The 12,682-nt window shown below is 63.2% G+C and carries 10 protein-coding genes; 5 read left to right on the top strand and 5 right to left on the bottom strand.

What is annotated here, in order from left to right; all coding sequences use genetic code 11:
- Positions 1-354: 354 nt before the first annotated feature.
- The 3 genes from CAY53_RS00895 to CAY53_RS00885 form a co-directional block, all read right to left on the bottom strand.
- Complete coding sequence (locus tag CAY53_RS00895) at positions 355-1,104, bottom strand: alpha/beta fold hydrolase (protein WP_104937380.1); 750 nt, start codon at positions 1,102-1,104, stop codon at positions 355-357.
- A gap of 225 nt (positions 1,105-1,329) precedes the next feature.
- The gene (gene serS, locus CAY53_RS00890) at positions 1,330-2,604 is read right to left on the bottom strand and encodes a serine--tRNA ligase (protein ID WP_104935538.1); all 1,275 of its coding nucleotides are present in this window, start codon (positions 2,602-2,604) and stop codon (positions 1,330-1,332) included.
- 137 nt (positions 2,605-2,741) lie between these two features.
- On the bottom strand, positions 2,742-5,603 hold the full coding sequence (locus tag CAY53_RS00885; RefSeq protein ID WP_181040334.1) for a M16 family metallopeptidase: 2,862 nt from the start codon (positions 5,601-5,603) through the stop codon (positions 2,742-2,744).
- Positions 5,604-5,700: 97 nt separating this feature from the next.
- On the opposite strand from CAY53_RS00885, the gene CAY53_RS00880 reads away from it, so the two are divergent.
- Positions 5,701-6,528, top strand: a complete 828-nt coding sequence (locus CAY53_RS00880) for an SDR family NAD(P)-dependent oxidoreductase (protein ID WP_104937379.1) — start codon at positions 5,701-5,703, stop codon at positions 6,526-6,528.
- A 12-nt stretch (positions 6,529-6,540) separates the two neighbouring features.
- On the opposite strand, the gene CAY53_RS00875 is transcribed toward CAY53_RS00880, so the two are convergent.
- Positions 6,541-6,798: a hypothetical protein gene (locus CAY53_RS00875; protein WP_104935536.1), complete on the bottom strand. Its 258-nt coding sequence runs from the start codon at positions 6,796-6,798 to the stop codon at positions 6,541-6,543.
- Positions 6,798-6,995, bottom strand: a complete 198-nt coding sequence (gene rpmB / locus CAY53_RS00870) for a 50S ribosomal protein L28 (RefSeq protein WP_104935535.1) — start codon at positions 6,993-6,995, stop codon at positions 6,798-6,800. The genes CAY53_RS00875 and rpmB overlap by 1 nt, the downstream gene beginning before the upstream one ends.
- A gap of 211 nt (positions 6,996-7,206) precedes the next feature.
- On the opposite strand from rpmB, the gene CAY53_RS00865 reads away from it, so the two are divergent.
- From CAY53_RS00865 to CAY53_RS00850, 4 genes are all read left to right on the top strand, one after another.
- A complete protein-coding gene (locus tag CAY53_RS00865; RefSeq protein ID WP_104935534.1) occupies positions 7,207-8,721 on the top strand; it encodes a diadenylate cyclase in 1,515 nt (504 codons plus the stop codon).
- A 4-nt stretch (positions 8,722-8,725) separates the two neighbouring features.
- Complete coding sequence (gene rfbB / locus CAY53_RS00860) at positions 8,726-9,814, top strand: dTDP-glucose 4,6-dehydratase (protein WP_104935533.1); 1,089 nt, start codon at positions 8,726-8,728, stop codon at positions 9,812-9,814.
- Positions 9,811-10,356, top strand: coding sequence for a dTDP-4-dehydrorhamnose 3,5-epimerase (gene rfbC, locus CAY53_RS00855; RefSeq protein ID WP_104935532.1), 546 nt, complete (start codon positions 9,811-9,813; stop codon positions 10,354-10,356). Before rfbB ends, rfbC begins: the two co-directional genes overlap by 4 nt.
- A 120-nt stretch (positions 10,357-10,476) precedes the next feature.
- The gene (locus CAY53_RS00850; protein ID WP_104935531.1) at positions 10,477-12,672 is read left to right on the top strand and encodes an ATP-dependent helicase; all 2,196 of its coding nucleotides are present in this window, start codon (positions 10,477-10,479) and stop codon (positions 12,670-12,672) included.
- The last annotated feature ends 10 nt before the right edge of the window (positions 12,673-12,682 follow it).

The following is a 12,682-nucleotide window of genomic DNA, read 5'->3' as shown; positions in this document are numbered from 1 at the left end:
CCGGCCGCAGACACCGGAGCAGGAGCTGCGATCCGGTTTGCCCGGCTGGATAGCAGGCCGGAATTCAAGGCCGGCGACTTCTTCGTGGTGCAACAGGCGGCCGGCCACAGGGCGGGCGGAGCCGCCCATGAACTCGCGCTGAACCGGGTTCCAGGTCTTTGCATGCTCCTGGACTTTCTGTACAATGGCCCTGCCTCCACTCTTCTGTGGGGGCAGGACTTTCTGTCCATGGCGGCATGGGTGCCGGGCGCTCGGGTCTGCGCCGGCGTGCCATGGCGTCCTTTTCATCCTCAACACCCCAGGGGGAGCGGCATTGGAATCCGCCGGTTTTGATCAGGCTGCGGGCAGCGGGGTCTATCGATAGAAAGCCATGATGGCCGCCCACAGCATATCGGGCTCTTCGCGTATGGCTTCGTGGGAGGCAAAGGGGATGTTCATCAGATGGGCTTCGGGCAGATGTTTTTTCAGTGCCGCCAGATCGGGCAGGGACAAAAGAAAATCATCCTCGCCGCGTATGGCCAGGACAGGAGCGCCGATGCGACTGATCGTCTCGTTTGGATAAGCGCTGGTGCTGTTGTCCAGCCACATGGCCTGCAGGCGGCCCGTGAGTTGGTTCAGGTCGGCTTCGGGGTTCTGCGCCTCATAGGCTGCAGCCTGCTGCGGCATGTTTTCGCGGACAAAGTCGACCGTGATCTGCCCAAACATCGCGTGGAGGTCACGCAGGTTGTCGTAGTGCCAATGGGCGCCAACGGTGATGATTTTTTCCACGCCCGGATCTGCCGCACCGATACGGTAGGCAGCGGTACCACCATCGCTGAACCCGAAAAGAGCGAAGCGGGTAATACCCAGGGTGTTCAAGATATGGCGGGTGTCATCGGCGATCTGGGCGTAGCTGAGTGGGGCCTGGCCCAGGGTCGAGCGTCCATGCCCGCGCGTATCGATGGCGATAAGACGGAAATGCTCCTGCAGGCGCGGCAGGAGAGCGGCAAAATCATCGATTGAACCAAAACCGCCGTGCAAGAGCACGAGTACAGGGGCATCGGCCTTGCCGCCGGTCTGGTAATGCAGGCTGGCACCAAGATAGTCTGTGCAATGAGATTGCATGATGACTTCCTTGTGTTGTTTGGGGGGCAGGTCGCTGCCTGCGTCGCTGGAGACGCAGGCGGATACCAGGAGCAGCAGGGTGACACCGAGGAAAAAGGCCGGGGATCGCATGATGGGCCCCTGGACGCTGCGGTCACGCGATTGAAGCCCTGTTGGGCCTGCACGCTCCGTTTGTGCCCCATGGGCCGGCCGTGGCGCTCACCGGAGCGCTGTCCCGGGGGCTTTTCAGGCAAAACGCTGCACGAAATAGGGTTCCAGTACCCTGGGCAGTCTGATGCTGCCATCGGCCTGCTGATAGTTCTCCATCACGGCCACCAGCGTGCGGCCCACGGCCAGGCCGGAGCCGTTCAGGGTATGGGCCAGCCGGGTCCTGCCGCCGTCCTTCGCCTTGCAACGGATGCCGGCGCGGCGGGCCTGAAAGTCGGTGCAGTTGGAGCAGGACGAGATCTCCCGGTAGCAGTTTTGGCCGGGCAGCCAGACTTCGATGTCATAGGTCTTGGCCGCGGAAAAGCCCAGGTCTGCCGTGCAGAGCGTGACCACACGGTAGGGCAGTTCCAGAAGCTGCAGCGTCTCTTCGGCGTCGGCGAGCAGGCTTTCCAGCTCGGCAAAAGACTGCTCCGGCGTGCAGATCTTGACCAGCTCCACCTTTTCGAACTGGTGCTGACGGATGAGGCCGCGGGTGTCCTTGCCGTAGGAGCCCGCCTCGGAGCGGAAGCAGGGGGTATGGGCGGTGTTCCTGATGGGCAGCATGTCCTCGGCAAGGGTCTGGCCGGCATAGAGGTTTGTGAGCGGCACCTCGGCCGTGGGAATGAGCCAGAGGTCGCGGCCCTCTACGCGGAACAGGTCTTCGCTGAACTTCGGCAACTGACCGGTGCCGGTCATGGTCGGGGTGTTGACCAGAAAGGGCGGGTTGATCTCGCTGTAGCCGTGGCGCTGGGTGTGCAGGTCGAGAAAAAAATCGACCAGCGCGCGGGAAAGCCGGGCGGCAAAGCCCTTCAGCACCGCAAAGCGGGCGCCCGAGAGTCTGGCTGCGGTGTTGAAATCCAGAATGCCCAGCTTTTCGCCCAGATCCCAGTGGTTCAGCGGCTTGAAATCAAACTGCGCAGGTTCGCCCCAACGCCTGATTTCCACGTTGTCGGCCTCGCTGTCGCCTGCGGGGACGCTGTCGTCCACCAGATTGGGCACGGCCATGATGACGGCCTGCAGTTCTTCCTCGATGCCTGCCAATTGGCAATCCAGCTCGCGAATCTCCTCCGACACCGCCCTCATCTCCTGGATGCGAAGGCCGGCCTTATCCTCGGCGCCTGCCGTCTTCAGCCGGGCAATCTCTTTGGAGACCGTGTTGCGCTGGTTTTTCAGGGCTTCCGCCCTGGCAAGCACCTCGAGGCGGCGACTGTCAATCTCGGCAAAGCGGTCAAGCTGGGTGAGGTCGAAATGGCGCAGCGCGCATTTTTTGCGCACCAGTTCCATATGCTCGCGGACAAAACGAAGTTCAAGCATCGGGATACGGGAGTATGGGTTTTTAAGGGAAACAATGGTGCGTTATGCCAGGGCGGGACGTTAGCATTTCGCTCTGCCAAGCGCAAGCCGTAATCCCGGTCGCTTCCAGGCTGCATTCGGGTTGATGGCAGACAGGCTTACAGGGAGCTGGCCGGTACGACCAGCACGGTGGCTGCCTGCTCCGGCCCGAGGTATTGGGCTGCCAGCCTGTTCACATCCGCTGCCTGCATGGCCTCGAATTCCTGCACAATGTGCTTTGGCCATTCGAGCTGTTCGGGGTGGCGGCTCGACAGGCTCAGCACCGCATGCAGCCAGTAGCTGTTGCTGCGCATCTGCTCGCGAATCGCGGTCAGGGTCGGCGCCTGCGCCCGTTTGAATGCCTCGGCGCTGACACCGTTCCGGGCCAGCCGGGCTGTTTCGTCACGTACGACCTGCGCCAGTTTTTCAGCCTGCGCCGGCGCTACGATCATGCGGCTTTCCAGAAGGCCGAAGCCCGGGTCGATCTTGCCGGGCAGGCTGAAGACCTGCGGCGAATAGGTCGAGCCCAGTTCCTCCCGGATCTTGACCCGCAGCCGGTCCTCCAGAATGCTGGCCAGCAGATTCAGCCCCCGGGTCCGCTGGATGTTCCAGAAATCATCCGTTTTCCAGGCCAGGGTCAGATATGCCTTGTCCGATGCAGCGGCGGCCGTGAACCGGCGACTCTGGCCAGCCGGGAAGGCGGGGGTCTTGCGTGCCGGCAAGGCAGTCGCCGCTGTGCGCCTTTCCTCGCCGAAATAGCGGCCCAGCAGGCGCTTCGTTTCCTTGAGGTCGATGTCGCCCACAATGTTGATCTCAAGCGGTGCATGGGCAAAGGCAGGTCGCAGCCAGGCCTCCAACTGCGGCAGGGTGATCCGTGCCACCTCCTGCCAGGCCGGTGTGGCGAAAGCCCGGCTGCCACCGCTCAAAAAGTGGTCGCCTGCCAGCCGCTGCACGCCTTCGACCGAACTGGCCAGCCCGGCGTACATCTGCTCAAGCTGCTCCCTGACGCGGGCAAAGGCCTCGGGCCTGAAGCCCGGATCGTGCAGGCGGGCGTGGAGCACCTGCAGCATCCTCTCCAGCTCGGAGGACAGGCAACTGCCCCTGAAGGAAAAACTCTCCGCGGCAACGGCAAAGTCCAGGCTGAGACTGGTGCCGGCCAGCACTTCCTGCAGTTGCTCCCGGCTCATGGCGCCGGTACCGCTTTCGTTGATCAGGCCGGGCGCCAGCATGGCCGCGCCGGGCGGAGTTTCCCCCGCAAGCCCCTGGCCGAAGTGCAGGTTCAGCAGCACCTGATTGGGCTGGAAATCCGTTTTTTTCAGGTGCGCCACCACGCCGCCCCCGAATGTCAGGGTCTGCACCTGGGTGGCGCTGTCGCTCTGCTGGCCGGTCGGCCGGATGGGCTCCTGCCGGTACGCCAGATAGGGGAAGGCCCTGGCTGCCATCTTGTGCCAGGGCCGGGCCTGGGCGCTGAGCGCGCCGGTATAGACCGCCTGTATCCGCGCCCTGGCCTGGGCTGCGGACTGCGCTGGCATGGCCGTGCCGGCCACGCTGACGGTGCGCGGCTCCCTGGGCCAGAGTTCGTGCAGGGCCCGGTTGACTTCGGCCAGCGTGCTTTGCCTGGTCAGCGGTGCGAAGATGGCCTTTTTGCCTGCAGGCGCCAGCGGAACCTCGCCGTTGTTGAGTGCCTGCACCAGCTCCATGGCGAGCTCCCGGCTGTCACGGCCGCCTGCGGACTGTGCCTCTTCTTCCAGCATGGCGAGGATTTCCTTTTTGCCGCGCGTGAGTTCGGCCTCTGTAAAACCCTCGCGCAGTGCCTGTTCCAAAACGCCGGTCAGGAGCTGCAGGCCCTTGTGCCACCTGGCAGCCTCTGTGCGGGCGCCGAGCAGCGTGTAGCGGAACTGCGGCAGAAAGGGGCCCGAATAGACCATGCTTCCGCTGATGGGGCTGCCCGCCTCACGCTCCAGTTGCTGCAGGCGGTTGTTCAGGAGGATCATGGCCAGATCCTGGTGCAGCCGCTCTGTTTCCCGCGCAAGCGTGTCCGGGCCGGCGGGCAGCGCGCGCACCGTGCTCAGACTGACTTCGGTATGGCCCAGTTCCGGTTCGGCCAGATAGTGCAGGCGCAGGCCCGCGGCCGCGGGCTCGCCGTACTGCGGGCACACCGGCCGGGCCTTGGCCCGGGTGAGCGGGGCAAAGTGCTGCCGCAGCAGTCCTTCGGCAAGCCGGGGATCCATGTCGCCGACCATGACCACGATCATGTTGTCCGGCCGGTACCACTTGTCATAAAAGGCTCTGAGCCGGGCGGAGTCGGCCTGCTGCAGCGTGGCCTCGATGCCGATGGGATCGCGTTCCGCCACGATGGTGCCGGCAAAATCAAAGGCAAGCCTGGCTTTGCGCACGCGCGCGGCGGCGGTGTCGCGGCTGCGCTTTTCCGAAAAAATGACGCCGCGCTCCCGGTCCACCTCGGACTCCAAAAGGAGCGCGCCCCGGGCGAAGTCCGCCAGTACGGTGAGGCCCTCCGCAAGTGTTTTTTCGTCTGCCGCGGGCAGGGTGAGCGTGTACACCGTTTCATCGTAGGCGGTGTGGGCATTGGTGTCTGCACCGAAATCCATGCCGATGGACTGGAAATATTTGATCAGGGTGCCGGGCGGATAGTGGGTGCTGCCGTTGAAGAGCATATGTTCGAGATAGTGCGCCAGCCCCCGCTCTTCGTTGGTTTCCTGCAGCGAACCGGCCTGGACGTTCAGGTACAGGGCCACCCGCTTCCTGGGTTCGCGGTTTTCGCGGATGAGATAGCGCAGGCCATTGTCCAGCGTGCCGAAGCGGATATCCGGATCCACCGGCAGATCGCTTTTTTCATGTGGCCAGCCCTGGCTGGTGCAGCCCGGCGTCGGGCCTTCTTTGGCGGGCAGGGCCGGGGGCAGCAGCAACAGACAGAGCAGGGCGCCGAGCAAGAGGTGGGGCCAAAGAATACGTTCAGGCATTGTTGCAGACAGAGTTTCCGGGTAGTTTGGTATGGGTGGCGGTTTCAGCACGGCAAAAGCGGAGGCCACTATAGAACAGCGGCAGGGAGGTGGCAAGATGGAGCTGAATGGCAAAAGGGCCCTGGTTCTGGGCGCGGCCCGGGGCATTGGCCGGGCGATTGCCCGTACTTTGGCGCAGGAGGGCGCGCGGCTGGCTCTGCCCTGGCTGGATTGGCCGGAATCGGTGGCGACTTTGCAGACGGAATTCGGCAGTGACGGCCGCCACCTCCTGATGGCCGCGGATCTGCGGCAGGAGGCTGCGGTGGCGGCCCTGTGCAGCCGGATCGCACAGGAATGGGGCGGGCTCGACATTGTGATCAACAATATCGAGCGTGGCGGCATGCCGGTAGTGCATGGCGATTACAGCCGGCCGGTCAACCATGGCGAGTGGGAACTTGAACTGGACACCACGGTCAGAGCCAAGTGGCTGGTCTGGCGGCAGAGCCTGCCGCTTCTGCAACGGGCGGAACAGGCCGTGGTGGTAAACATCTCGTCCATCGCGGGGCTGGTCGGCCGTTCCGGCCCGGCCTCGCTGCTGTTCAGCGACGGCTATGCAGTGGCCAACCGCGCGCTCGGCGTTCTGACCGAGCAGTGGGCCAGGGAAGGCGCTCCCCGCATCCGGGTCAATGAAGTGATGCTGGGCTTGATAGCAAGCCGCCACGGCCCCGGCACCCGGGGATGGCAACAGTTGACGCCGGAGCAGCGGCAGGAGCTCTCGGGGCATGTTCTTCTGGAACGAACAGGGAGGCCGGAGGAAGTGGCGCAGGCCGTCCTCTTTTTGGTGCGCGACGCCGACTACTGCACCGGAACGGTGCTGCGGGTGGACGGCGGTTATCTGCTGGGCGGCGAGCCGGTGGCGGATATGCCGCCGGGCCTGGTGGAATGAAGCCGTTTGGGCCTATTTGCCCTGCACCCAGTCAGGAATCCGGTGCAGGACATAGTCCGTGACCGTCTGCCGTGAGGCTTCGCTCATGCCCGTTATGCCGGCATCATGCATGACCTCATCGAAATCGAACCAGCAAATGGCCCGATCCTCATGGTTGTAGACGGTCAGGATATGCCGGTCCGGATTGTCGATGTCTTCTTCCTCCTGAATGGCAGCCACCAGCTCGGCCGCCTGTTCATAGGGAAGAAAACGGATTTTCTCTTCGGCCATCAGCGCTGCGGTTTGACGATGGCTCCGGAGCGGATGCAGCGGGTGCAGACATCGACATGCACGGTGCCGCCGTTTTCGCTGAGGGCGCGAACCCGTTGCAGGTTTGGCATCCAACGGCGGCGGGTCTTGTTGTGGGCATGGCTGACATTATTTCCGCTTACGGGGGCTTTCCCGCAAATGGCACAGACGCGTGACATGATTGCTCTCCTTGACAAGAAAAATTTCAAGCCGCCTATACTAGCAAAAAAAAGGGAAAAAGCAAGGCTTTCTTTTTGTGCGCGTCCGCCCGCCCTGGCCGGCGCCTGACAAAAAGATTGAGCAAAGCGCGGAGAACTTGGTATAGAGTACGGGAGCTGAGGCCTGAAGCACACGCTGTCCCCTGCGCCGTTCTTTTTTACCCCTAGGTTCATGGATATTTCCCCGTCTCTTCTGGCGGTGGCGCTTTCCTGGCGTACACTGCTGGACATCATTCTGATCACCACCGGCATGTTTTTCCTGCTGCTGACGCTGGCACGGCTCGGCACCTGGAAGATCATGGCCGGCATTTTCCTGGCCCTGGTGGTGTTCATTGGCGCCAATCTGCTCCACTTGCAGGGCATAGAGTGGATCTACAACAACGTCAGCCATGTGGCCCTGATCGGTCTCATTGTCATTTTTCAGCCAGAGTTGCGCAAGGTGCTGGAGCGGGCGGTCTGGGCGCCGCCCAAGCTCACGCCTGCCGGCAGCGAGCAGCTTTCCCGGCTCGTTGCCGACTGCCTGGTTGCCATGGCCAAGGATTGCTGTGGCGCGCTGATCGTCTACCCGGGCCGGGAACCGATCGGGGACAAGATCACCGGCGGCTTCGAGCTGAACGCGGAGCCGAGCTATCCGCTGATTCTGAGCCTTTTTGACGACAGTTCTCCAGGTCATGACGGCGCGCTCATTGTCGAGGGCGACCGGCTTGCCCGCTTCGGCGTGCGCCTGCCCATGTCCACCACGACCCGGCTGGCCGACAGCTACGGCACCCGGCACCATGCCGCCATGGGCATGGCCGAGCAGAGCGACGCGCTGGTTCTGGTGGTCTCCGAGGAGCGCGGTCAGATGGCGGCCTTTTATGAGAGCGAGATGCTGCCGCTGGAAGGGCAGGAGGCGGTCTGTCAGCTCATCAACGCCCATCTGGAGCGCATCGGTCAGGTCAGACGGAAACGGAAAAGCCGGGTCTTCAACAAGGTGCATTTTCTGCTCGTCATGATCAGCCTGTTTACGGCCACGGCCCTGTCCCTGTCCGTTCTGGATACGAGCCGCAACATCGTGGAGCGCAGCGTGTCTGCGCCCGTGGACTATACGCAGTCCACCGTAGACGGTTCAGTTCTGGTGGGCGACAGGGGCACCGAGGTGATTCTGCACCTGAGCGGGCCGCTCACGGACATGGACGAACTCCGTCAGCGGCCGCCGCACGTGAACATCGATCTGAGCACCCTGGAGGAGGGCAGGCACTCGGTCGTCATCACCAGCGAAAATTTGAATCTGCCCAAAAACATCACGCTTCTGGATGTGTCTCCAGCCCAGCTCGACCTGACGCTGGCGCCCATGGAGCGCAAAAATCTGCCCATCACGCCGCAGCTGATCGGCAAACTGCCGGGCGGGCTGAAGCTGAAAAAGGTGAGCGTGTCTCCGGAAACGGTGCTGGTGACCATGCCCAAGGTCAAAAAGGGGCAGGGGGCCTTCAAGATCCTGACCACGCCCATCTATCTGGATTCCATCAGCGCGGACAGCAGCATTTTCTGTGGGGTTGCGGCCCGGCCCGCCATTCAGCCTGTATCCAAAAGCTGGCCCAATGTCGAGGTGCGGGTGGAAGTGGAAAGCGTCACGCCCCCCAAGCCGGAAGAAAGTAGGAAACCTGGCGCTGAAACCGCCTTACAGCACAACTCCAAACCAAAATAACACCATGTCACACACTGTTCTGGTCACCGGCGGTGCGGGCTTTATCGGCTCCAACTTTGTCCGGCTGGCACTGGGCACGCGACCCGAATGGCACGTGGTCAATCTCGACAAGCTCACCTATGCCGGCAATCCGGCCAATCTGGCCGATCTGGAGGGCAGCCCGCGCTACACCTTTGTCCATGGCGACATCTGCGACGGGGAACTGGTCCACGGGCTCTTTCAGCGCTATCGGATCCGCACGGTCGTCCACTTCGCCGCCGAGTCCCACGTGGATCGCTCCATTGCCGGGCCGGATGCCTTTATCAGCACCAATGTGGGCGGTACCTTCACCCTGCTGGAAGCGGCCCGCAGGGCCTGGCTGGGGGAGGCGCACGAGGACTGCCGCTTCCTCCACGTGAGCACGGACGAGGTCTTCGGCTCGCTCGGCCCCGACGGTTTTTTCACCGAAACCACCGCCTATGCCCCACGCTCGCCATATTCGGCCTCCAAGGCCGCATCCGACCACCTGGCCCGCGCCTGGTTCCATACCTACGGCCTGCCGGTGCTGCTCACCAACTGTTCCAACAACTACGGGCCCTACCAGTTTCCGGAAAAGCTGATTCCGCTGATCCTCAACAACGCCCGCCTGGGCAGAGCGCTCCCCGTATACGGCGACGGCCAGAACGTGCGCGACTGGCTCTACGTGGGGGATCACTGCGAGGCCATCCTCAGGGTGCTGGACGCGGGCCGGCCCGGAGAGTCCTACAATATCGGCGGCCACAACGAAAAGAAGAATCTGGAGATCGTGGAACTGCTCTGCGACCTTCTGGACAGGAAAGTGGCGCCTCTGCCCGGCGGAGCCCCCAGGCGGACGCTCATCACCTTTGTGCGCGACCGGCAGGGGCACGACCGCCGCTACGCCATTGACGCCGGCAGGATCAGGCGGGAGCTTGGCTGGACGCCGCGCTTCACCTTCGAGCAGGGCATCGAGCAGACCGTGGACTGGTATTTGAGCCATCAGAGCTGGCTGGACGGGGTGTTGGACGGATCCTATCAAAAATATTATGAAGGCATGTACGGCCGCCGCGAGGCGGCACAGGAGAGCGGACAGTGAAAGTCGAAGCTACAGCCATCCCGGAGGTGCTGATTCTGGAGCCGCAGATTTTTGGCGACGCGCGCGGCTTTTTCTTCGAGAGCTTCAACCAGCGCCGCTGGGAGGCGGAAACCGGCCTGCACACCACCTTTGTGCAGGAAAACCATTCCCGCTCCTCAAGGGCTGTGCTCCGCGGTCTGCACTATCAAATCAGGCAGGCCCAGGGCAAGCTGGTCCGCGTGATTTTGGGCGAGGTCTTTGACGTGGCGGTGGACCTGCGCAGGAGTTCGCCCAATTTCGGCAAATGGGTCGGCGCCCGTCTGTCGGCTGAAAACAGGAAACAGTTCTGGATTCCACCGGGCTTTGGCCATGGTTTTGTCGTGCTTTCCGACACGGCCGAGTTCCTCTACCTGACCACGGACTACTATGCGCCCGAGCACGAGCGCAGTATCATCTGGAACGATCCGGATCTGGCCATTGCCTGGCCCTTTGCAGGCGAGCCGCTCCTCTCTGCCAAGGACAGGAGCGCAGTCGCCTTCCGTGACGCCGAAGTGTACTCATAGAGGGAGCGTGCGGGACAGCGGCTGGCCTGTATCCCAGGTCCCGCCTGTCCCGTCCGCTGTCAGGCGCGGGCGGCAGCGCAGCCGCCCCGAGCCGGACCGGCGGCTGCGGGCGCACTGATTATGCAGAACGACACCCTTTTCCCTGCAGGCGAGGCCATTCTCGAAGGTTTGAATCCAGCACAGCGGGCGGCGGTGCTGCACGGCAGCGGGCCCCTGCTCGTGATCGCGGGCGCGGGCAGCGGCAAGACCCGCATGCTGGTGCATCGCATGGCCTATCTGGTGGCCGGCGGCGCAGCTCCGGAATCCATCCTGCTCCTGACCTTTACCCGTAAGGCCGCGCAGAACATGCTCTGGCGGGCGGCGCAGTTGACGGGCGCGAACTGCCGTCAGGTCATGGGCGGCACCTTCCACGCCACCGCAAACCTGCTTTTGCGCCAATATGGCCGCTATCTGGACATAGAACCGAACTTTTCCATCATAGACCGGGCGGATGCCGAGGGCATCATCAACCTCATCAAGTCTTCTCTTGGCCAATCGGGCGCGGACAAGCGCTTTCCATCAAAGCGCGTGATCCTGAATCTGATTTCAGGCGCGGTGAACAAGAACGCCAGCCTGGAAGAGCTGGTCATGACAGGCGCCATGCACCTGGTTGAATTTCTGGACGATTTTCAGGAGATTGCCGGTCATTATGCGGCATTCAAACGCGACCACGGCCTCATGGACTATGATGACCTCCTGGTCAACTGGCACCGCCTGCTGGCCGAGTGCGAAGCGGCCAGGGCAGCGCTCTCCGCCCGCTTTCAGCATGTCCTGGTGGACGAATACCAGGACACCAACCACCTGCAGGCGGAAATCGTGCGGCTCCTGGCCGGGCACGGCAACGTGATGGTGGTTGGCGACGACGCCCAGTCCATATACAGCTTCCGCGGCGCGGATTTTGCCAATATCATGCGCTTTGAAAAGCAGTTCCCCGGTGTGCGGCGGGTGCTGCTGGAACAGAATTACCGCTCCACCCGGCCCATTCTGGAGCTGAGCAACGATATCATCGCCCACGCCGAGGAACACTTCGACAAGGCGCTTTTCACCGAAAGCGAGGGCGGGGTGCTGCCGGAACTGGCTGTCTGTGCGAACGAGGCCGCCGAGGCCCGTTTCGTGGCCGATCGGGTGGAACAACTCGTGGCAGGGGGGCTGCCGGCCAGCGAGATCGCGGTGCTTTTCCGCTCGGCCTTCCACTCCTTCAAGCTGGAGATCGAGTTGGCGGGCCGGAGTCTGACCTTTGAAAAGCGTGGCGGCCTGAAGCTCACCGAATCCGCGCACACCAAAGACGTGCTCGCCTTTTTCCGGGTCACGGTCAACCCCAGAGACGAGCTTTCCTGGAGCCGCCTTTTGCTGCAACTGGACAGGGTCGGTCCCAGAACAGCCCAGAAGATCGTGCGGGCCATCACAGCGGAAGCCGACCCGGTGGCAGCGCTGGGCCGCTATCCGGGACGCGGTTCCTGGCAGGCGCAGTTGCGGCAGCTCGTGGCCTGTCTGACCAGCCTGCAGGGCGAGGGCCAGACGCCGGCCGCACTTTTTGATGCGGTTATGGGCTATTATCAGCCGGTTTTCGAGAAACTCTACTTTGACGACTACCCCAAGCGCAGCCGCGATTTGGACCAGCTCAAGGCGCTGGCAGCGGGCTACGGCGACCTGCGCGCCTTTGTGGACGACACCGCGCTCGACCCGCCGGAGAGCGAGGCGGCGGGCGAGAGCGGGCACAGGCTGGTGCTTTCCACCATTCACTCGGCCAAGGGCCTGGAGTGGACGGTGGTTTTTGTGATCGGTCTGGCTGTGGGGCGCTTCCCCGGCCAGTACGTGCTGCCGCCGGGCGAGCAGTGGGAAGAGGAACGCCGGCTCTTTTACGTGGCCGCGACCCGGGCCAAAAAGCGGCTCTTTTTAAGTTTCCCCAGGGAAATGTTCAACTCCGGTCAGCGGGTCTATGCCGGCATGTCGTCCTTTGTGGCCGAACTGAAGCCGGTGCTGTATCAGACCGTCACCGTGGAGCAACAGGGCCCTGCCCGTGCCGGAGCGGGCGCTCCCAGGACCGATGCCGTTCCGGAACCCGGGCCGGCTTCGGCCGCTTCAAGCCGCCTGGGGCCGTCTCTGGCGCCCGGTGAACTCCTGCCCGGAATGCGAGTGGGCCACGCTTTCTTCGGGCCGGGCACCATCAGCCGCCTGCCCGCTCCGGGTCGGGTTGAGGTGCTCTTTGACCGCCATGGCAGCAAAATATTGCATTTGGATTATGCCAGGCTGAGCAAACTCGTGGACTCTGGCTAGCAGGCAATCC

The sequence above is a fragment of the Desulfobulbus oralis genome, assembly GCF_002952055.1.
GTDB lineage: Bacteria > Desulfobacterota > Desulfobulbia > Desulfobulbales > Desulfobulbaceae > Desulfobulbus > Desulfobulbus oralis.
The sequence above is the reverse complement of the archived record's forward strand: the minus strand, read 5'-3'. Positions and strand labels throughout refer to the sequence as shown.

What these genes read in the sequence shown, in the direction of transcription:
- CAY53_RS00895 (WP_104937380.1), bottom strand. Translation starts at nt 1,104, where the DNA reads ATGCAATCTCATTGCACAGACTATCTTGGTGCCAGCCTGCATTACCAG.
- CAY53_RS00875 (WP_104935536.1), bottom strand. Translation starts at nt 6,798, where the DNA reads ATGGCCGAAGAGAAAATCCGTTTTCTTCCCTATGAACAGGCGGCCGAG.
- CAY53_RS00850 (WP_104935531.1), top strand. Translation starts at nt 10,477, where the DNA reads ATGCAGAACGACACCCTTTTCCCTGCAGGCGAGGCCATTCTCGAAGGT.
- CAY53_RS00865 (WP_104935534.1), top strand. Translation starts at nt 7,207, where the DNA reads ATGGATATTTCCCCGTCTCTTCTGGCGGTGGCGCTTTCCTGGCGTACA.
- serS (WP_104935538.1), bottom strand. Translation starts at nt 2,604, where the DNA reads ATGCTTGAACTTCGTTTTGTCCGCGAGCATATGGAACTGGTGCGCAAA.
- CAY53_RS00885 (WP_181040334.1), bottom strand. Translation starts at nt 5,603, where the DNA reads ATGCCTGAACGTATTCTTTGGCCCCACCTCTTGCTCGGCGCCCTGCTC.
- CAY53_RS00880 (WP_104937379.1), top strand. Translation starts at nt 5,701, where the DNA reads ATGGAGCTGAATGGCAAAAGGGCCCTGGTTCTGGGCGCGGCCCGGGGC.
- rfbB (WP_104935533.1), top strand. Translation starts at nt 8,726, where the DNA reads ATGTCACACACTGTTCTGGTCACCGGCGGTGCGGGCTTTATCGGCTCC.
- rpmB (WP_104935535.1), bottom strand. Translation starts at nt 6,995, where the DNA reads ATGTCACGCGTCTGTGCCATTTGCGGGAAAGCCCCCGTAAGCGGAAAT.